The organism is Paraburkholderia jirisanensis (genome assembly GCF_054782355.1).
The window spans coordinates 1,013,200-1,033,683 of record NZ_BAAGSQ010000025.1 but is presented as its reverse complement, the minus strand read 5'-3'; the positions used below and the strand labels follow the sequence as shown (position 1 = coordinate 1,033,683).

Below are 20,484 nucleotides of genomic sequence, written 5' to 3'. Positions count from 1 at the left end.
TATGTTGCGATTCAAACGGCGAGTTGCACATCGGCTGATGGCGGCTGCGGTTTCACTGGTTGCGCTGACGGCGCATGTGGCGCACGCGGCGCCGTTACGCATTGGCTATTGGACGAGCGGTGTGAGCCTCGGGCTCGGCGCCGTGCTGGAAACCGGCGACTTTCTAAAGAAAGCCGGCATCGACGACGTGCGCTTCGTGCACTTCTCCGAAATCAATGCGCCCGCCAGCGGGCTTGCGGCAAATGTGATCGATATTAGTTTCAGCGTGCCTGCGGCGAGTGCGTTCAGCATTGCGGCTAGCGGTGTGCCGGTGAAGATTTTCGGCGCGACGGCGCCGGCCGATGTGACCTTCGTCACACCGGCTACGTCAACGGTCACTTCGCTTGGTGCGCTGCGCGGCAAGAAGATCGGCATGTCGCCGGCGGGCAGCTCGGTGGCGTTGATGACGGCAGCCGTCATGCACGCGAACTACGGCTTCACCGCGGCCGACTATTCGCTGGTGCCCGGCAATGAAGCGCGCCTCGCGCAGTTTCTGATGCAGCAGCAAGTGGATGCCGCCGCGCTGCGTTCGGTCACGGTTGCGCAGTTGACCGAGGTGAAGACAAGACGCCTCGGCACGCTGGTCGACGAATGGCACAAGATGACGAAGTCCGATGCGATGCCTTATCTGGGCGTGGGTGCGGTACGTACCGAACTGATCCAGCAGGACCCGCAGACGGTGGCGAAACTGATTGTCGCGATTCATAACGCCATTGCGTGGGGCAGTGCGCACCCCGATCAGGTTGCAGCGACCTTGCAGAAAGTTGCGAATCTGCCGGCCGGCGACGCGCAGGTCTACGCCGCGCATTGGGCGGAGCTGAATACGGTGTCGTTCGAGCCGACAGATATCGACACGTTAAAGCGTGAGCAACAGATCTTCGCGGCAAGCGGCGCGATCAAGGGTACCTTGCCGCCCGACGTGTTCGTGAGCGGACCGTACGACGCGGCGAAAAAGATTCTGGCAAGCCAGAAGCCATGAACGCAACGGATCACACGCGACGCCGCATCGTGGTGGGCATCAGCGGCGCATCCGGCGCGATCTATGGCGTGCGGCTGCTGCATTTGCTGCGCGCGCTCGACGTGGAGTCGCATCTGGTCGTCAGCCGCTCCGCGCAGATCACGCTGACGCAGGAAATGAATATGCAGCTGGCGGACCTGAAGGCGCTCGCCGACGTGCACTATCCGAACGCCGACATCGGCGCGGCGATCTCGAGCGGGTCATTCCGGGTCGACGGCATGATCGTTGCACCGTGCTCGATCAAGACGCTGTCGGAAGTCGCCACGGGCTGCACCAGTTCGCTGCTGTCGCGCGCCGCGGACGTGATGCTGAAAGAACGCCGGCGCCTCGTGCTGATGGTGCGCGAAACACCGCTGCATGCCGGGCACATCCGCAGCCTGGCTGCAGTAACCGATGCAGGTGCGATCGTCTACCCACCCGTCCCTGCGTTTTATGCGCAGCCGGCGACGCTCGAGCAGATGGTCGATCACACGCTGGGCAGGGTGCTGGATCTGTTCGACCTGGACGCGCGCACGGTGCGCCGCTGGCAAGGAACGGTTGGTTGAGCCAACGTTATTTTGACCTCTGTTTACTTGGAAATATGCATCTCCTAGAATGGGTTTCAGGGTTGCTGTGAGGTGCCCACCGCACCGCGTAAGCACAATAAGCCGATACACCACGGGGTAGTGCAAGGAGGTCGATATGCGGGCAAAAATCATCGCCGGGAACAAGGCGTCGTCGGGTGAAAGCATGCTACTGGGCGAATCCACCTATCTTGCGATTCGCCAGGCCATTCTGTCGTGCACGCTGCAGCCTGGCAGCATGCTGACCGAGGCGGAGCTGATGGAGCATTACGGCGTCGGCAAGTCGACCTGCCGTCTCGCGCTTGCACGTCTGACGCACGACGGTCTGGTGCGTTCCGTGCCGCGGCATGGCTACGTGGTGGTGCCGATTACGCTGAAGGATGTCGAAGAAGTATTCGCGCTGCGGCTGATTCTCGAGCCGGAGGCGGCGCGGCTCGCGGCCGGCAACGTCGATACGCGCGCGCTGATGCGCATCGACAAGGCGGCACGCGGCAACAATGCTTCGCAGAATCACGGCAACCAGATCGGCTTCTTTCTGGAAGGCAACCGCGCGTTCCATCTGCAGATTGCGATGGCTTCCGGCAACGATCGTCTGGTGCGCAGCATCTCGGATCTGTTCGACGATATGGCGCGTCTCGTTGCACTTGGCTTTGCCGATGAAGACGATAGCCCGCAAATTGCCGGTGATCACAAACTGCTGGCCGAAGCGCTCGGCGCCGGCGACGGCAAGACGGCCGCGCGCATCGCGCGCCGGCACATCGAGCGCTTTCGCGACATGACGATGGAGCGCGTATTGCGCAGCATGAAGCAGGATTTCGAGCATGCGCCGCTGCTGGCGGTGGGCAAATGAGCGCGCAAACAAGCGGGTAAATAAGCGCGCAACACGACGCGCACTCGTACCGCAGTACCGCAACATCCCGGTCCTCGCTTCGAGGTGGTCCCACGCATGCCGCGCAAAGCGCGGCGTAACGCGCATTGCATGATGAAAACAATCGGTCTTCTCTCGCAGCTTTTTGTGGCGCTGGTATTCACGGCGTTTAGCGCAGGTTATACAGGTGCGGCCGAATTGCGGGTCGGCTACTGGACGAGCGGTATCAGCCTCGGTTTCGGCGCGCTGCTCGAAGCGCAGAAGTTTTTCGAAAAGCAGGGCCTGCAGGTGAAGTTCATGCGTTTCCCGGACGTCAACGGTCCGACTACCGCACTGGCATCGAATGCGATCGATCTCGCGTTCGGCGCGAGTCTCGCCGGTGCGTTCAGCTTGAGCCAGCAGGGCGTGCCGGTGCGGATCGTCGCGGCGACGCAGCTGGTCGATGCGGAGCTGGTCGTGCTGGCCGATTCGCCGGTGCGCAATCCGGGCGAACTGCGCGGCAAGAAGATCGGCATGTCGCCGCTCGGCAGCGGCACGACCGGTGTCGGCACCGCGGTGCTCGACGGCAACTACGGGCTGAAGCTGGCGGACTATCGGCTGATAGCCGGCGACGAGCCGCGGCTTGCGCAGTTTCTGCTGCAAAAGAACGTCGATGCAGCGGTGATTCGTCCGACCACCGTGGCGCAGGTGTCCGACAACGCAAACAAGATTCGCGTGCTCGGCACGCTGTCGGACCAGTGGAAGCAAATGACGAAATCGTCGGCGCCGCCTTATATCGGTGTGGCGGTGATGCGCAGCGAGTGGCTGCAGGCCAACCCGGCCGACGCGGTCAAAGTGCTCGCGGCAATGCGCGCAGCCGTTCAGTTCGGCTCGACCCATCCTGATGCGGTGATCGCCGCACTCAAGCAAACCGCGAATATCAGCGATGAAGGCGCGCGCTTTTACGGTAACCACTGGGCCAGCATGAATACCGTCGCGATGGGACCGGACGACATCGCAACGCTAAAGCGCACGTTCGACGTATTCAAGGCAGCGGGCACGCTGAAGGGCGATCTTCCGGCGCAGCTGTTCGACCCGAAGCCTTTTCTTGAAGCGGAGAAAACGAAATGAACAGTACGATAGCGCCGCCGGCGAGGCGGATCGAATGGCCCGCCGAAGGCATCACGCGCGTGCCGCTGCGCGTGTTTGCCGATGCGGCACTCTACGAGCGCGAGCAGGACGCGATATTTCGCGGCCCGACATGGAGCTTCCTGTGCCTGGACAGCGAGATTGCGAATCCGGGCGATTATGTGACGACCAAGGTCGGCCATACGTCGGTGATCGTCGTACGGCATCAGGATGGCGGGATTCGCGCGCTGGTCAACAAATGTGTGCACAAGGGCTCGGTGCTTTGTTATGAGGCGCACGGGCACCGTCAGCGGCCGAATCTGGTTTGCCCGTACCACAACTGGGTCTACAACTTCGAAGGCGAACTGACCAGCGTGGCATTCGAAAAAGGCGTGCAGGGCAAGGGCGGCATGCCGGAAGACTTCGACAAGAGCAAATTCCGCCTGACCACGCTGCGTGTGGCCAGCATTCGCGGCCTCGTGTTCGGTACGTTTTCGGATGAAACACCGGAGCTGGTCGACTATCTGGGCCCTGTGATGGTTGCGCACATCGAGCGGACGCTCTACGGCAAGGTGAAGATTCTCGGCCGCTACAGCCAGGTGATGCATAACAACTGGAAGCTGTACGTCGAAAACAGCCGCGACAACTATCACCCAAGTCTGCTGCATGCGTTTTTCTCGACCTTCAAGATCAACCGCCTTTCCGCGGAAGGCGGCACGCTACAGGACGCAGACAGCCGTCATCACATCACCTTCACCAAGCGCTTTACCGATGCAGGCGATGCGGTGTACGACTCCGGCATCATCCGCGCGATGCGCGACGACTTCGGTTTGAAGGACCCATCGCTGATCGATCAATGGATGGAGTACCCGGATCAGATCACCAACGCAATTCAAAGCATTTTCCCGGGCTTCGTGTTGCATCAGATCATGAATTCGCTTGGCGTGCGGCAAGTGGTGCCGCTCGGCGTGGATCGCTGCGAACTGATCTGGACCGTGCTCGGTTTCGAGGAAGACACGCCGGAGCAGACACTGATTCGCCGCAAACAAAGCAACCTGGTCGGCCCGGCAGGGTACGTGTCGATGGAAGACGGCACGATCGGCGCATTCGTCGAAAAGGGCATTCGCGGCGACCTCGACGATACCGCCGTGATCGAAATGGGCGGCAAGGGCACCGGCCCGATGGCGACCCGCGCGACGGAGACCTCGGTGCGCGGCTTCTGGAAGTTTTATCGGGAGTTGATGCATGTCTAGTACGACCACGCGTTATGCCGAAATCGAAGTCGGCGTGCACGCCACTGCGTGCATCGGCCGCATGAATGCGCATTACTGCAGCGCGATCGACAATGGCGACCTCGAACAATGGCCTGGTTTCTTTACCGATGACTGCACGTATCGGATCCTGACGCGCGCGGATTTCGAAGCGGGCCGCGATTTCGGCATCTGGTTCTGCAACACGCGTGGCATGTTGCTCGACCGCGTCAGTTCGATCCGCTCGGTGAACGTGTTCGAGCCGCACGTCTACCGGCATGTGATATCGCCGACCGAGATCGTCGGCGTCGACGAAGACGGTGTGATTCGCTGCGAGACGAGCTATATGATCGTGCGCACCGGTTATGAAGGCGAGATGGTTGTGTTCAGTGCCGGGCGTTACGTCGATGCGGTCATGATCGAAGGCAGCCGCGCGCTGTTGCGCGAGCGTACCGTGGTCACGGATTCATGCCGCTACGACACGCTGGTCGCGTTGCCGCTATGACGATGGAGCACCGATAAAATGCCTACGCCGCCCGCGCGTCGTTACCGCTTGCACCTCGAAAGCCGGCGCGGCCAGGTGCCGGCTTTTCATCTGACCGAGGCCGTGTGGCGAGAAGCCGCCGCACGGCATGCCGAACTCGCGGCCTCGCTCGACCTATCGTTCGGCTGGGACGGCGAGCGCTTCGCAGCGCCGCTCGATGACATCGACTTTCTGCTCGCATCGCGCTTTCCGAGTGAGGCGGTCAACGACGCGCCACGCTTGCGATGGATTCACACCACCGGCGCCGGAGTGGACCAGTTGTTGCCGCTGTCGCAGTTCCGTGCCGATCTGATCCTGACTAACAGCAGTGGCATTCATGTCGACAAGGCCGGCGAATTCGTACAGATGGCCCTGCTGATGTTGAACGCGCAACTACCGGCGGTGTTGCACGCACAGCGCGAGCATCGCTGGGACGCGCGTTTGACTGCGCCAATTCGCGGCAAGACGGCGTTGCTGATCGGCCTGGGCGACATCGGCGGTGCGGCCGCGCGTGCCGCGCATTCGCTCGGCTTGCGGGTGATCGCGTTGAATCGCAGCGGCCGCGCGCAGCCGGATATCGCAGGTCTCGTGGACACGCTCGCACCGATCGCCGCACTCGACGACTGGTTGCCGCAAGCCGATTTCGTGATCGTCACCGCACCGTTGACACCCGCTACGCGCAATCTGCTGTGCGCAGACCGGCTTGCGGCGATGCGCCCCGGTGCGGCCGTGGTCAATCTGTCGCGCGCGGCGCTGATCGACTACGACGCGCTGTTCGAGCGCTTGCGCAGCGGCACGTGCGGCGGCGCGGTACTCGACGTGTTCGAGCCCGAACCGCTGCCGGCGCACAGCCCGGCGTGGGACGTGCCCGGCCTGATCGTCACGCCGCACATTTCGTGCGACGCGCCCGATTACAACCAGCGCGTGCTTGAACTATGGTTCGGCAACTTCGCACGATGGTTGCGCGCGGAACCACTGCTCAACGTGGTCGAGCGCGAGCGCGGTTATTGAACCGGCAAGCCGGCGCGGCGTATCGCGCGATGTCGGCTATAGCGCAAGATCCACATCCTGGCACACCGCATAGCGGGTGCGCGACCCGTTCATCGTGTCGACCACGAATTCCAGAAACGCCCTGACTTTCGGCGATAGTTGCCGCAGCGACGGATAAACCGCTTCGATATTGCGGCGGGGCGTGCTGTAGTTCTTCAGTACCTGTTCGAGCGTCCCCGCGCGCAGATGGTCTGCCACCGCATAGGTGTGCACGTAGACGATTCCTGAACCGGCCAGCGCCGCATCGATCAGCGCATCGCAATGATCGATCATCTGGCGCGCCGTATCGCCGACCCGCACGGTCCAGTCACGGCTTGCCGACATGAAGTACCAGTCGCGGCAGCGCCGCGTTTGCGCCGAGATATGAGCGACGCAAGTGTGACCCGCCAGATCTTCCGGCGTTTGCGGCCGGCCGTGCTGATCGAGGTAAGCCGGGCTCGCACAGGCCACCCAGAAAGCGGTGCCCAGTTCGCGCGCAATCAGCCGGTTCGACGGCACATCGCCGATCCTGATCGCGATATCGAAGCCCTGCTCGATGATGTCCTGAATGCCGTCCGAAAGGCTTGTTTCGATCGTCACGTCTGGGTGCAGCCGGCGAAACTGCGCGAGTGCCGGCATCAGCACCGTGCGCCCGAAGGTGACTGGCGCCGTGATCCTCAGCTTGCCTGAAGGCACCTGCGCGGCCTGCAACAACGCGGCTTCTGCGTCGCGCAGTTCGATCAGGATGGCACGGCAACGCTCGAAGAAAATCGCTCCCTCGGCCGTAAGCCCGACGCTGCGCGTCGAGCGATGCAGCAGTGCGACGCCGGTTTGCGATTCGAGCCGCGTCACGGCTTTGCTGACACCCGAAGCGGTCAAGCCCATCTGCTTGGCCGCTTCGGTGAAGCTGCGAGATTCCGCGGCGCGTACGAACGCCTCAACGGCAGACAAATCCATCTGAGCCTCAATCGATCGAAGAAAACGGCGCAGATGCGTGAAGCAAGAGCCGCCAGCCGATGCGCTGCAAAGCCGCACGCCGCCACCGTTGCGATGCGCGATTCTACGGTGTACGTACACAGCGAAAAACCCTTGTGGATTCATGACAGTAGTGAGCACTATTCCATACCCACCTTTTCGCGCAAAACGTGCCAACATTTCACGTAAACCTTGATAGGGTGCGTTGCACGTGCGGTTCGCAATGCGGCGTTATCGCCTGCTTCGATTCGACCAGACTGCTTTCTTTGAATTCCAGTCACAACTGTGATGAGACCGGGGCATGTTCAACGTGATAGCTGTCATTTCTTACGCATCTGACGTGCGGTGCGGCCCGTGGTGCAATGCTATGCGCGGAGGCACCGATGCACAGTGAAGCCGCTGCGTATGCGACGCAGCGCGCCGACGATGCGATCGTCTATGTGATCGACGATGATCCGGCGATGCGCGAAGCCTTGAATGCGTTGCTGCGTTCGGTCGGCGTCAGCGTTGAAACCTTTTCGAATGCTCAGGAATTCTTTGCATATCCGCTGCCGGATCTGCCCGCCTGCCTGATTCTCGACGTACGCCTGAAAGGGCAGAGCGGGCTGGCCGTGCAGGAACAGATCGCGGCAGCGCAAATCCGGATACCCATCGTATTCATCACTGCGCATGGCGACGTCGAGATGTCGGTGCGGGCGATGAAGGCAGGCGCATGGGACTTCCTTGCGAAACCGTTTCGCGACCAGGACATGCTGGACGCGGTCACGCAGGCACTCGCCGCGGACGAGGAGCGCCGCGCGGCGGACCGCACGATTGCCGATCTGCGCCGCCGTTACGATTTGCTGACACCGCGCGAGCGCGAAGTGATGGCGTTCGTCGTCAATGGCTTGCGCAACCGGCAGATTGCATCGGTGATGAACCTCAGCGAGAACACGACGAAGTTTCACCGCAATCAGGCGGTGAAGAAAATGGCCGCGAAAACGCTGGTCGATTTCGTCTTGATGGGTGGCGCGCTCGGCTTGAAGGACACGGAAGATGGCTTGTGCTACCGGGCAGCGTCGCGCAAGGTCGGGGGTTTTTAAGCGACGCGCGGACATCGTTCGAAACCTCAATGGCCGTGCGAATGCGCAAGGCGACGCTTGAAAAAGCATCGAAGATCATTCTCTCTTTCCTTCGAGACCCCGTTCGCCATGACCACGATTACCGTTCCGACCCGTGACGAAGTTTCTCCTGCGAATCAGGCCATTTTCGACCAGCTGAAAGGCGCGCTAGGCGTCGTGCCGAACCTGTACGCGACCTTCGCGTACTCGGAGCACGCGCTCGGCAGCTACCTCGCGCTGCAGAATGCGAAGAGCAGCATTACCGGCAAGGCACGCGAAGTGGTGAACCTCGCGGTCAGCGAAGTGAACCAATGCGAGTACTGCCTGGCTGCCCATACGATGATCGGCAAGAAGGTCGGCTTCACGGATGCGCAGATTCTGGAAATCCGCAGCGGCAAAGCAAGCTTCGACCCGAAGCTCGATGCGCTGGCGCGCCTTGTGCACGACACGACTGTCAAGAAAGGCCATCCGGACGAGGCGCTGATCGACGCGTTTCTGGCGGCGGGCTGGACCAAGGGCAACCTGGTCGACGTGATCGTCGCGATCGGCGACAAGGTCGTCACCAACTATCTGCACGGCGCCACGCACGTGCCGGTGGATTTTCCGGCTGCGCCGCCGCTGCCGCGTTAAGCATCGGAGTGCCCGCGCAGCACAACTGCAGCGCAAAAAAAACGGAGCCATGCGGCTCCGTTTTTCGTTAGCGGGCGAACCCGATGATCGCCGCGGCACAGATCCCAATCAGTTCTTGACCACCGACGCCTGATAAATCCGATCGACCACCTTGCCCAGCGTCGCATCGAATTCGCTGTCGCTCATGTTTTTCTTCAGATCGTTGATCAGCGCACGCGAGAAGCTTGCGATCAGGCCGTGGTTCGCGGCAAGGCGATCGCATGCCTCGTCGAGCGAATAACCGCCCGATAGCGCGACCACCCGCACGACGCGCGGGTGCTCGATCAGCGGACGATAGAAATCCGCATGTTCAGGCAGCGTCAGCTTGAGCATCACGTTGCTCGATTCCGGCAGCGCATTCAGGCCCTTGTGCAGTTCGGCCAGCAGGATTTTTTCCGCACCCGCCTTGTCCGGGCTCTTGATCAGCACTTCGGGTTCGAGAATCGGCACCAGCCCATGCGCGATGATCTGCGCGCCGAACTCGAATTGCTGTCTGGCGATTGCGGCAATGCCGGCCTGCGAAGGCAGATTGATCACCGAACGCATCTTCGTGCCGAACACGCCAAGCTTCGCCGCGCGCTCGAGCAGTGCGTCGAGGCCGGGCATCGGCTTGAGTAGCCGCACGCCGTCGGCTTCTTCGTGAATGCCTTTATCGACCTTCAGGAACGGCACTACGCCGCAATCGTCCCATAGGAACGACGGCACCGGTTTGCCTTTCACGAGGCCGTCCATCGTCTGCTCGAACAGGATCGCGCCGATCACCTTGTCGCCGGTGAAGGCAGGCGACGTAATGATGCGGCTGCGCATTTCGTGCATCAGCCTGAACATCTCGGCTTCGTTGCCTTGATACGCGTCTTCGGGAATGCCGTACTGTTTTAACGCGCCGGGCGTCGAACCGCCGCTCTGATCGAGTGCGGCAATAAACCCCGGTTTGTCCTGCATCTGCGCAAGCATCTTGTCGTTAGCCATGAGCGTCTCTCCGTTCAAAATCCAATCAGACTTTTGTAGCCAGGCGCACCCGAATGGGCCTTTCCATTTTGCATCCGGCAAGTGTAATGGCAATGACCTTCACACTAATTAAAACAGGCCGGTAAAAAAATCGCAGCGTAGGGTGGGCGCCCCTCCGGGAGGCGCGCTTTTCACATAACCCAGAGCACGAATTAGACAGCGCAAGCAACGCGCGTGCCGCGCCCTGGCGCACAGTGCGCAACATTGAAAATCACGTTAGGTGAAAACCCCGAGAACGTTTTCAGTGTGGGTGAAAGCCTTACCCAGCTTGGCTGTGCGTCGTGACAAGAAGCATTGCGGCGCGATCGGGCGTGGAATCAACATAACGACACTTGTTACGATCCTATCATTCGAGTACATTAACTGCGAACAACCCATCAGCCGTTGCTGTGCATTGCACAAAATTGCGGGACGTCTCATGCCTGAAGCTTCTACTTTGTCTACGTCGGTCGTTGCGCTGCGGCGCGGCCCGATCATCCATCCCACGCGCAACCCGGGCGTGCCGTTCGATGCCGGCTGGCTCGACGGGCTGCGGGTCAATCAGTCGGCAGTCGAGCGGCGCACGGCGACGCTCGGCACGCGCCGCACCGTCAAGAAAGATGCGCAGGCCGCGTGGCTGCTCAAAGCGATCACCTGTATCGATCTGACCACGTTAAGCGGCGACGATACCGAGGGCCGCGTGCGGCGCCTGTGCGCGAAAGCGCGTCAGCCGGTGCGCTCGGACCTGCTCGCGGAACTGGGTGTGGCGCCCAACAGCATCACGACCGGCGCGGTCTGCGTGTATCACCGCTTCGTCGGTGCTGCGGTCGATGCGCTGCGCGGTAGCGGCATTCCGGTGGCCGCGGTGTCGACCGGTTTTCCCGCAGGTTTGATTCCGCACGAACTGAAGCTGAAAGAGATCGAGGCTTCGGTGGCGGATGGCGCGGAAGAAATCGATATCGTCGTCACGCGCGAATACGTGCTCACCGGCAACTGGCGCGCACTGTATGACGAAGTGCGCGAGTTTCGCGCCGCCTGCGGGCCGGCCCATCTGAAAGCGATTCTCGCCACCGGCGATATCCGCACGCTGTCGAACGTGGCGCGTGCATCGATGGTGTGCATGATGGCGGGCGCCGATTTCATCAAGACGTCCACCGGCAAGGAAGGCACCAATGCGACGCTCGACGTGTCGCTCGTGATGGTGCGGATGATCCGCGAATATCACGCGCGCACCGGCATCCTGATTGGCTTCAAGCCGGCCGGCGGCGTATCGAACGCGAAGACTGTACTGTCGTACCAGATTCTGATGAAGGAAGAGCTCGGACGCCCGTGGCTCGAGCCGGAACTGTTCCGGATCGGCGCGTCGAGCCTGCTCGCCGACATCGAACGCCAGCTCGAGCATTACACGAGCGGCCGTTATTCCGCATTTAACCGTCACCCCGTTGCTTAAGCAGGCAGGCCGATTCTCATGAGCGTAGCCGAGTATTTTTCTTCGATGGATTACGGTCCCGCACCCGAGGACGATCAACCTGCCCGCGCATGGCTCGCGCAGCATCACGCGGAGCTGGGGCATTTCATTGGTGGCGCGTGGCGCGCACCGGCATCGGGTGAGCGTTTCGCTTCGCAGGAGCCGGCCACCGGCAAGCTGCTCGCGCAGATTGCGCAGGGCGATGCGGCCGACGTCGACGCCGCGGTGGCTGCCGCGCGTGCGGCGCAGCCGGCATGGCGTGCGCTGGGCGGAGCGGGGCGCGCGCGGCATCTGTATGCGCTGGCGCGGATGGTGCAGCGGCATAGCCGTCTGTTCGCGGTGCTCGAAGCACTCGACAACGGCAAGCCGATTCGCGAAACGCGCGACATCGATATTCCGCTGGTGGCGCGGCATTTTCTGCATCACGCGGGCTGGGCTCAACTGCAGGACAGCGAGTTTGCGCATCACACGCCGCTTGGTGTGATCGGCCAGATCGTGCCGTGGAATTTCCCGCTGCTGATGCTGTCGTGGAAAATCGCGCCGGCGCTGGCTACCGGCAACTGCGTCGTACTCAAGCCTGCCGAATACACGCCGCTTACCGCGCTGCTGTTCGCCGAGCTCGCGCAACGCGCCGGTTTGCCCGCGGGCGTGCTGAACGTCGTGACCGGCGATGGCCGTACCGGCGCCGCGCTGGTCGAGCATCCGGACGTCGACAAGATCGCCTTCACCGGTTCGACCGAAGTCGGCCGGCTGATCCGTGCGGCCACCGCCGGCTCCGGCAAATCGCTGACGCTCGAACTGGGCGGCAAGTCGCCGTTCATCGTATTCGACGATGCGGACCTGGACGGCGCCGTCGAAGGCGTGGTCGACGCAATCTGGTTCAACCAGGGGCAGGTGTGTTGCGCCGGTTCGCGGCTGCTGGTGCAGGAAGGCATCGAAGCGCGCTTTATCGAAAAGCTGAAGCGCCGCATGTCGACGCTGCGGGTCGGCGCGTCGCTAGACAAGAGCATCGATCTCGGCGCGATCGTCGATCCGGTTCAACTCGAGCGGATCCAGCAACTGGTCGAAGCCGGGCGCCGCGAAGGCTGCGCGGTGTGGCAGGCACCCGAATCCGCATTGCCGCAGCAAGGCTGTTTCTTCCCGCCGACTCTGGTGACCGGTGTGGCGCCCGCATCGACGCTCGCGCAGGAAGAAATTTTCGGCCCGGTGCTGGTGACGATGACGTTCCGTACACCCGATGAAGCCGTCGAACTCGCCAACAATACGCGCTATGGGCTCGCTGCAAGCGTATGGAGCGAAACCATCGGCCGCGCGCTCGATATCGCACCGCGCCTCGCGTGCGGTGTGGTGTGGGTCAACGCAACCAATCTGTTCGATGCGGCGGTTGGTTTCGGCGGTTATCGCGAATCCGGCTACGGACGCGAGGGCGGACGCGAGGGCATCTACGAATACCTGAAACCGAACGCGTGGCTTAAGCTGCCGCAGCGTCGTACGGTGCAGCGCGCGGCCGCGAACGAAGCGCGTGACGATGCGTTCGGTACCGCGCCCACGTCCGACGATACGTTCAGCGTGGACCGTACGCCGAAGCTGTTTATCGGTGGCAAGCAGGCGCGTCCCGACAGCGGCTATTCGCTGCCGGTGTACGGCGCGAGCGGTGCGCTGGTCGGCGAAGTCGGTGCGGGCAATCGCAAGGACATCCGCAACGCGGTGGCCGCGGCACGCGGCGCGACGAAATGGTCGAGTGCGACCGCGCACAATCGCGCGCAGGTGCTGTACTACATTGCGGAAAATCTCGCGGTGCGCGCGACGGAGTTTGTCGCGCAACTGCAGGCGCGCACCGGAGCGAGCGAATCCGACGCACGCCGCGAAGTGGATGCAGCGGTCAAGCGGCTGTTTACGTACGGCGCGTGGGCCGACAAGTTCGACGGTGCGGTGCATGCGCCGCCGCTGCGCGGTGTCGCGCTGGCGATGAACGAGCCGCTGGGTGTGATCGGTATTGCGTGCCCGGAAGAAGCGTCGCTGCTGTCGTTCGTCTCGCTGATCGGGCCGGCGCTGGCGATGGGCAATCGCGTCGTGGTGCTGCCGAGCGAGGCAAACCCGCTGACGGTGACCGATTTCTATCAGATCGCCGAAACGTCGGATGTACCGGCCGGTGTGCTGAACGTCGTCACCGGCGAGCGTGGCGCGCTGCTCGATGCGCTTGCGAAACACGACGATGTCGACGCGCTGTGGTGCTTCGGTTCCGCGCAGGATTCGACGCTGGTCGAACGCCTGTCCACCGGCAACATGAAGCGCACGTTCGTCGATCATGGCCGGCAGTTCGACTGGTTCGATGCTGCAAGCGAAGGCCCGGCGCTGCTGCGTCAGGCCACGCAAGTGAAGAATATCTGGATACCCTACGGCGACTGATCCGTCTGAAAACACAGAACGGATAGCGCGCCAACCGGAATGGAGGAGACAACGTGCTAAAGAATCTGGACCCGCTGCTTAACGCCGACGTGCTGCATGCCTTGCGCGCGATGGGTCACGGCGACGAACTGATCATTTGCGACGCCAACTTCCCGGCCGACTCCGTTGCGCGCGCAACGGTGCTCGGCAAACTGCTGCGTATCGACGGCGCCGATGCGGCGCGCGCGATTCGCGCGGTGCTGTCGGTGCTGCCGCTCGACACCTTTGTCGACGACCCCGCATTGCGCATGGAAGTAGTCGGCGAACCCAACACGATTCCCGCGGTGCAGCGTGAAGCTCAGGCTGAGGTCAACGCTGCCGAAGGGCGCGACCTGCCGTTCCATTCGATCGAACGGTTTGCGTTTTACGAGCGCGCCCGCAACGCTTATTGCGTGATCGCCACCGGCGAACAGCGCGGCTATGGCTGCTTCGTGTTCAAGAAGGGCGTGCTGCTCGCGCCCGATGCGCCGAAGGATGCGCAGGAGTCACGCAAATGAGCACGTCGACGGGCACGCAACCGCAAAGCCGCGGGCGCGTGGTGATTCTCGGCATCTACGTGACGGATCTGACGTTTCGTGCCGAGCGTATGCCGCTGATCGGCGAGACCATCGCCGGTTCCGGGTTTGCGATGGGACCGGGCGGCAAGGGCTCGAATCAGGCGGTGGCGGCGGCGCGCGCTGGTGCCGACGTGGTGTTCTGCACGCGCGTGGGCAACGATGCGTTCGGCCAGATCGCGCGCGCGACGTGGGACGCCGAAGGCATTACGTCGCGCGCCACGGTGATCGATGGCGCGTCGACCGGTGCTGCCCACATCTTCGTCGACGACACGACTGGCATGAACGCGATCATCGTCGCAGCCGGGGCGGCAGGCACGATGAACGCCGCGGACGTCGATGCGATCGAGGCGGATATCGCCGGCGCGCGCGTGTTCGTTACGCAGCTCGAGCAGCCGCTCAGCGCTGCAAGGCGTGGCCTCGAAGTCGCGCGCAAGCATGGCGTGACGACGGTGTTCAACCCGGCGCCGGCGATGGCGCTCCCCGACGACATGTTCCCGCTGTGCGACTACATCACGCCGAACGAGACCGAAACGGCAGCGTTGACCGGCGTGCCGGTCAGCACCGTCGACGATGCGCGCCGCGCGGCCGACCTGCTGCTGAAAAAAGGCGTCGGCACGGTGATCGTTACGCTTGGCGAACAGGGCGCGCTGCTGCATAGCGCGACGCAATCGGTGTTCGTGCCGGCGTTCCGCTGCGGCCGCGTGGTCGAGACCGCTGGCGCCGGCGACGGCTTTACCGGTGGCTTCGCGGCAGCGCTCGCACGCGGCGAGGAACCGCTCGCGGCCATGCGCTTCGCTAGCGCGCTCGCCGGTATCTCGGTGACGCGTGCCGGCACCGCGCCTTCAATGCCGAAGCTCGCCGAGATCAACGAAGTATTGCAGCAGTCCGGCACGAGCCACGCGTTGTCCGCGTGACGCAGGCCGTGTTGCATCGCGCTGTATGGAGGAAGCCTCAACCATGAAGTCTTCGTTTTCCGCTGCCAGGCTGTTCGCCGACCGGCAACTGAACTTCCTGTTGATCGTCAACGTGCTGGTCGTGCTCGTTGCGACGTGGCTGTCGCACGGCCAGTTCGTCGATATCGACAATCTTCAGTCGATGGGCAGCCAGCTGCCCGAACTCGGGCTGCTCGCGCTCGGCATCATGCTGTCGATGGTGTCCGGCAACGGCGGTATCGACCTGTCCGGCGTCGGCCTCGCAAATCTGTCGGGCATGGTGGCTGCATTGATCGTGCCGAAGTTCCTGAGCGGCGACGATTCGCCGATGCTGTACACCGGTGCGTTCTGCGCGATCGTCGTCGCAATGGGCGCGTTGGGCGGCCTGTTGAATGGTGTGGTGATCGCGCGGCTGCGCCTCACCCCGATTCTGGCCACGCTCGGCACGCAGCTGTTGTTTACCGGTTTCGCCGTGGTGTTGAGCAATGGCGCATCGGTGCGGATCGATTATGTCGAGCCGCTGGCTGATATCGGTAACGGCACGGCCTTCAACGTGCCGATCTCGTTCATCATTTTCATCGCGGCCGTGGTGCTGCTCGGCTGGCTGCTCAGACGCAGCCCGTTCGGCTTGCGGCTCTATCTGATGGGCACCAATCCGAAAGCGGCGTTCTATACCGGCATTCCGCGCGACCGGATGCTGATCCTGACATACATGATGTGCGGCGTGCTCGCGTCGCTCGCGGGACTCATCAGCGCAACGCATACGTCGAGCGCGAAATGGGACTACGGCAACTCGTATCTGCTGATCGCGATCCTGATCGCCGTGATGGGCGGTGTGAATCCGTCCGGCGGTTATGGCCGCATTATCTGCGTGTTTTTCGCCGCTACCGTGCTGCAGTTTCTGTCGAGCCTGTTCAATCTGCTCGGCGTGTCGCAGTTTTTCGGCGATTGCGCGTGGGGTTTCCTGCTTCTGCTGTCTTTGGCTTTCGCGGGCGGCGAGCGGGTGCGCGCGATCTTCGGGTTCATGCAGCCGAACCGCAGGCGCTAGCGCGAACGTGATGATTTGCTGGCGGACCTCGGCGCCCTCCTGGCCCGCCAACGAAAACCCAGGGGCAGTGCGGCAGATTCGAAAGCCGACGATCGACACCAATAACCTAGACGAATTGCCTGATACCAAGGAGACAACGCAATGAAACTGAAACGACTGACTGCCGCGCTCGGCGCAGCCGCCCTTGCCGTAGGCGTGATCGCCGCCGCTCAAGCCGCGACCGACCAGACCATCGTGACGGTGGTCAAGGTGACCGGCATCAACTGGTTCAACCGGATGGACGACGGCGTCAAGCAGTTCGCGAAGGACAATCCGGGCATCAACGCGTATCAGACCGGCCCGGGCCGCGCCGATGCCGCGCAGCAACTGAAGATCATCGAAGATCTGATCGCGAAGAAGGTCACCGCGATCGCGGTGGTGCCGTACGATCCGCCGACGCTCGAGCCGGCGCTGAAGAAGGCGATGGACCGCGGCATCAAGGTTGTCACGCACGAAGCGGACAACGAGAAAAACACCATGGTCGACATCGAAGCGTTCGACAACAGCGCGTATGGCGCGGGCCTGAACGAACGCCTCGCGTCATGCATGCACAACGACGGCAAGTGGGCCGTGCTGGTCGGCTCGCTCGGCAGCCGCTCGCAGGTGCAGTGGGCTGACGGCGGCATCAACAACGCGAAGGCCAAGTACCCGAAGATGAACCTGGTCGAGCCGAAGCTCGAAACCAACAACGACGGCGAGCGCGCCTATGAAGTCGCGAAGGAAGTGCTGCGCAAGCATCCGGACCTGAAGGGCTTCCAGGGCTCGTCGTCGCTGGACGTGATCGGTATCGGCCGGGCGGTCGAGGAAGCCGGCCTGCAGGGCAAGATCTGCGTGTACGGCACGGGCCTGCCGACTGAAGCCGGTAAATTTCTCGAAAGCGGTGCAGTCAATGGCATCGCGTTCTGGGATCCGAAGCTCGCCGGCATCGCGATGAACAAGATCGCGAAGATGCTGATCGATGGCAAGACCATCAAGAGCGGCGATGACCTCGGCATTCCGGGCTACACGAAGGTAACGGTCGAAAAGGGCCCGGGCAAGGGCATCATCGTGCGCGGCCAGGGCTGGGTGGATGTCGACAAGTCGAACTACAAGCAGTACCCGTTCTGATCGTTGTGTATTACCGCGCATCTCTCGCGATGGCTGCGGCCGTTACGCGCCGGGATGCGCGTTCCAAGACTTACGGCCTGGTACCATGAACCAACACGATTCCTCGACGCCGTTTCTCGAAGTGGTCGGCGTGCACAAGCGCTTTACCGGCGTGCACGCGCTGCGCGGCGTGAGCCTGTCGTTCGCGCGCGGGCAGATCTACCATCTGCTCGGCGAGAATGGCTGCGGCAAGAGCACGCTGATCAAGATCATCTCCGGCGCACAGCCGCCCGATGAAGGCGAACTGGTGATCGAAGGCGTGCATCATGCGCGCCTGTCGGCGCTGGAATCGCTCGCGGCCGGCATCGAGACGGTTTATCAGGACCTGTCGCTGCTGCCGAACATGAGCGTGGCGGAAAACGTTGCGCTCACGGCGGAACTGGCCGAACACAACGGCCGCCTCACGCGCACGTTCGACCGCAAACTGCTCGCGCAAACCTCGGCGCGAGCGCTGCAGGCCGTCGGCTTGCCGGGCAATGCCGAATTCCAGGCGACACTGATCGAGCAACTGCCGCTGGCGACGCGCCAGCTGGTAGCGATCGCGCGCGCGATTGCCAGCGAGGCGAAGTTCGTGATCATGGACGAACCGACCACGTCGCTGACGCAAAAGGAAGTGGACAACCTGATCGCCGTGCTCGCGAACTTGCGCGCGCAGGGCGTGACGGTGCTGTTCGTCAGCCATAAGCTCGACGAATGCTATGCGATCGGCGGCGAGGTGATCGTGCTGCGCGATGGCCAGAAAATGGCGCAAGGTCCGATCGACCAGTACACGAAGGCGCAGATCAGCGAGCTGATGACGGGCCGCCAGCTGTCGAACGAGCGCTATCGCGCAGGCGAAGTGGGCGGCGACGTGGTGCTCGACGTCAAGCATCTGACGCGTGCCGCGCAGTTTGCCGATGTGTCGTTCACGCTGCATCGCGGCGAGATTCTCGGTGTGACCGGCTTGCTCGATTCCGGTCGCAACGAGCTGGCGCGCGCGATCGCCGGTGTCGCGCCTGCCGACAGCGGCGCGCTGGTGCTGGACGGCAAGACGATCAAGGTGCGCACGCCGTCCGACGCGCGAGATCATCGCATCGGCTATGTGCCGGAAGACCGCCTGAATGAGGGCCTCTTTCTCGACAAGCCGATTCGCGACAACGTGATCACCGCAATGATCTCGACGCTGCGCGACCGCTTCGGCCAGATCGACCGCGCGCGGGCGCAGCAACTGGCGGTGCAGACCGTGAAGGATTTGCAGATCGCCACGCCCGACGTCGACAAGCCGGTGCAGTCGCTGTCGGGCGGCAACCAGCAGCGCGTGCTGATCGGCCGCTGGCTCGCGATCGACCCGCGCGTGCTGATCCTGCATGGGCCGACGGTCGGCGTGGACGTCGGGTCGAAGGACATCATCTACCGGATCATGCAGCGGCTGTCGCAGCAGGGCATCGGCATCATCCTGATCAGCGACGATCTGCCGGAACTGCTGCAGAACTGCGACCGCATCCTGATGATGAAGAAGGGCCGTGTGGCCAATGAATATCGCGCGGACCAGTTGCATGAAGCGGATCTGTATCACGCGCTGCTGTCGGAAGCGGCGTGAAAGTTGCGCGCGCAAGCATCGCGATTGCAATTGCGATGGCGCGGCATGCAAGGCAAGTGCTCTAAAGGTTTTGAAGGATGTCATCGATGTCAACCAGCTTGAAGCAGACCATGACCACTCCCAATGTCGCCGAAGTCGCTCCTGACGTGAAACCGCCCGGGTTGCGCGCGCGGCTCGCGCGCCAGCCGGAATGGTTCACCGCCGGACTGATCGTCGTGATGTGCGTGATCGTCGGCGCGATCAACCCGCGCTTTTTCCAGCTCGCGACGCTATTCGACCTGCTGCATTCGGCGACCACGGTGTCGCTGTTTGCGCTCGGCACGCTCGTGGTGCTCGCGTCGGGCGGTATCGACGTGTCGTTCACCGCGATCGCCGCGCTGACGATGTATGGGATCACCAAGGCCGTGTTCGCGTGGTGGCCCGATGCGCCGTTCGCGCTGATCCTCGTCACCGGAGCGGTGGGCGGAATACTGCTTGGCCTGATCAACGGCTTGCTGGTGCACCGGCTAAAGGCGCCTTCGCTGATCGTCACGATTGGAACGCAGTACCTGTACCGCGGCATTCTGCTGACCTTCATCGGGACCACGTTCTTTATGAACATCCCGCACAGCATGGATCACTTCGGCCGCATTCCGCTGTTCCTCTATCAGACCGGCGACGGCCTGCGCGCGGTGTTGCCGGTTTCGGTGCTGGCGCTGGTGATCGCTGCATGGGTGACGTGGTGGCTGCTGAACCGCACGATGATGGGCCGCGGCGTGTATGCGATGGGCGGCAGCCTCGCGATCGCCGAGCGGCTCGGCTATAACCTGCGCGCGATCCATCTGTTCGTATTCGGCTATACGGGGATGCTGGCCGGTATCGCGGGCATCGTGCACGTGTCGAACAACCGGCTCGCGAATCCGTTCGATCTGGTGGGCAGCGAACTCGACGTGATCGCCGCGGTGATTCTGGGCGGTGCGCGCATTACGGGTGGCACCGGCACGGTGGCCGGCACGCTGCTCGGCGTCGTGCTGGTCACGCTGATCAACAACGTGCTGATTCTGATCGGCGTGCCGAGCACCTGGCAGAAGGTGATTATCGGCGGGTTCATTCTGATCGCCGGCACGCTGTTCGCGTTGCAACGCAAGCGCTGATCCTGG

The 20,484-nt window shown here is 62.7% G+C and carries 19 protein-coding genes; 17 read left to right on the top strand and 2 right to left on the bottom strand.

The features are described from left to right. Position 1: 1 nt before the first annotated feature. The 7 genes from ACYVNQ_RS16250 to ACYVNQ_RS16220 all read left to right on the top strand — a co-directional run bounded on the left by ACYVNQ_RS16250 (position 2) and on the right by ACYVNQ_RS16220 (position 6,379). Positions 2-1,018 (top strand): ABC transporter substrate-binding protein, encoded by a 1,017-nt coding sequence (locus tag ACYVNQ_RS16250; protein WP_460903518.1) that lies wholly within the window; start codon positions 2-4, stop codon positions 1,016-1,018. Then, complete coding sequence (locus tag ACYVNQ_RS16245) at positions 1,015-1,602, top strand: UbiX family flavin prenyltransferase (RefSeq protein WP_460903517.1); 588 nt, start codon at positions 1,015-1,017, stop codon at positions 1,600-1,602. Before ACYVNQ_RS16250 ends, ACYVNQ_RS16245 begins: the two co-directional genes overlap by 4 nt. Positions 1,603-1,738: 136 nt before the next feature. Continuing rightward, positions 1,739-2,470 carry a GntR family transcriptional regulator gene (locus tag ACYVNQ_RS16240; RefSeq protein ID WP_460903516.1) on the top strand — a complete coding sequence of 244 codons (732 nt, stop codon included), beginning with the start codon at positions 1,739-1,741 and terminating at the stop codon, positions 2,468-2,470. A gap of 129 nt (positions 2,471-2,599) precedes the next feature. Then, positions 2,600-3,598 carry an ABC transporter substrate-binding protein gene (locus ACYVNQ_RS16235; protein ID WP_460903515.1) on the top strand — a complete coding sequence of 333 codons (999 nt, stop codon included), beginning with the start codon at positions 2,600-2,602 and terminating at the stop codon, positions 3,596-3,598. Continuing rightward, positions 3,595-4,848 (top strand): Rieske 2Fe-2S domain-containing protein, encoded by a 1,254-nt coding sequence (locus ACYVNQ_RS16230; protein ID WP_460903514.1) that lies wholly within the window; start codon positions 3,595-3,597, stop codon positions 4,846-4,848. Before ACYVNQ_RS16235 ends, ACYVNQ_RS16230 begins: the two co-directional genes overlap by 4 nt. Then, entirely contained in the window at positions 4,841-5,350 is a 510-nt protein-coding gene (locus ACYVNQ_RS16225) for an aromatic-ring-hydroxylating dioxygenase subunit beta (RefSeq protein WP_460903513.1), read from the top strand. Before ACYVNQ_RS16230 ends, ACYVNQ_RS16225 begins: the two co-directional genes overlap by 8 nt. Before the next feature lie 18 nt (positions 5,351-5,368). Beyond that, the gene (locus ACYVNQ_RS16220; protein WP_460903512.1) at positions 5,369-6,379 is read left to right on the top strand and encodes a D-2-hydroxyacid dehydrogenase; all 1,011 of its coding nucleotides are present in this window, start codon (positions 5,369-5,371) and stop codon (positions 6,377-6,379) included. Positions 6,380-6,415: 36 nt separating this feature from the next. Here ACYVNQ_RS16220 and ACYVNQ_RS16215 read toward each other — a convergent pair whose 3' ends face one another. After that, a complete protein-coding gene (locus tag ACYVNQ_RS16215) occupies positions 6,416-7,354 on the bottom strand; it encodes a LysR family transcriptional regulator (protein WP_460903511.1) in 939 nt (312 codons plus the stop codon). Between the two features lie 401 nt (positions 7,355-7,755). On the opposite strand from ACYVNQ_RS16215, the gene ACYVNQ_RS16210 reads away from it, so the two are divergent. Both ACYVNQ_RS16210 and ACYVNQ_RS16205 read left to right on the top strand, forming a co-directional pair. Further along, a complete protein-coding gene (locus ACYVNQ_RS16210) occupies positions 7,756-8,454 on the top strand; it encodes a response regulator transcription factor (RefSeq protein ID WP_460903510.1) in 699 nt (232 codons plus the stop codon). 108 nt (positions 8,455-8,562) lie between these two features. Further along, entirely contained in the window at positions 8,563-9,102 is a 540-nt protein-coding gene (locus ACYVNQ_RS16205) for a carboxymuconolactone decarboxylase family protein (protein ID WP_460903509.1), read from the top strand. A 108-nt stretch (positions 9,103-9,210) separates the two neighbouring features. Here ACYVNQ_RS16205 and ACYVNQ_RS16200 read toward each other — a convergent pair whose 3' ends face one another. After that, positions 9,211-10,110 (bottom strand): fructose bisphosphate aldolase, encoded by a 900-nt coding sequence (locus tag ACYVNQ_RS16200; RefSeq protein ID WP_460903508.1) that lies wholly within the window; start codon positions 10,108-10,110, stop codon positions 9,211-9,213. Between the two features lie 457 nt (positions 10,111-10,567). On the opposite strand from ACYVNQ_RS16200, the gene deoC reads away from it, so the two are divergent. The 8 genes from deoC (at position 10,568) to ACYVNQ_RS16160 (ending at position 20,478) form a co-directional block, all read left to right on the top strand. After that, a complete protein-coding gene (gene deoC, locus ACYVNQ_RS16195) occupies positions 10,568-11,578 on the top strand; it encodes a deoxyribose-phosphate aldolase (protein WP_460903507.1) in 1,011 nt (336 codons plus the stop codon). Between the two features lie 18 nt (positions 11,579-11,596). Continuing rightward, positions 11,597-14,005: an aldehyde dehydrogenase family protein gene (locus ACYVNQ_RS16190; RefSeq protein ID WP_460903506.1), complete on the top strand. Its 2,409-nt coding sequence runs from the start codon at positions 11,597-11,599 to the stop codon at positions 14,003-14,005. Between the two features lie 53 nt (positions 14,006-14,058). Continuing rightward, positions 14,059-14,541, top strand: coding sequence for an RbsD/FucU family protein (locus tag ACYVNQ_RS16185; RefSeq protein ID WP_460903505.1), 483 nt, complete (start codon positions 14,059-14,061; stop codon positions 14,539-14,541). Next, entirely contained in the window at positions 14,538-15,515 is a 978-nt protein-coding gene (rbsK, locus tag ACYVNQ_RS16180) for a ribokinase (protein WP_460903504.1), read from the top strand. The genes ACYVNQ_RS16185 and rbsK overlap by 4 nt, the downstream gene beginning before the upstream one ends. Before the next feature lie 43 nt (positions 15,516-15,558). Next, positions 15,559-16,581, top strand: a complete 1,023-nt coding sequence (locus tag ACYVNQ_RS16175; RefSeq protein WP_460903503.1) for an ABC transporter permease — start codon at positions 15,559-15,561, stop codon at positions 16,579-16,581. Positions 16,582-16,722: 141 nt separating this feature from the next. Then, the gene (locus ACYVNQ_RS16170; protein ID WP_460903502.1) at positions 16,723-17,727 is read left to right on the top strand and encodes a substrate-binding domain-containing protein; all 1,005 of its coding nucleotides are present in this window, start codon (positions 16,723-16,725) and stop codon (positions 17,725-17,727) included. A gap of 85 nt (positions 17,728-17,812) precedes the next feature. Beyond that, the gene (locus ACYVNQ_RS16165; protein WP_460903501.1) at positions 17,813-19,345 is read left to right on the top strand and encodes a sugar ABC transporter ATP-binding protein; all 1,533 of its coding nucleotides are present in this window, start codon (positions 17,813-17,815) and stop codon (positions 19,343-19,345) included. 86 nt (positions 19,346-19,431) lie between these two features. Further along, positions 19,432-20,478, top strand: a complete 1,047-nt coding sequence (locus tag ACYVNQ_RS16160) for an ABC transporter permease (protein ID WP_460903500.1) — start codon at positions 19,432-19,434, stop codon at positions 20,476-20,478. The last annotated feature ends 6 nt before the right edge of the window (positions 20,479-20,484 follow it).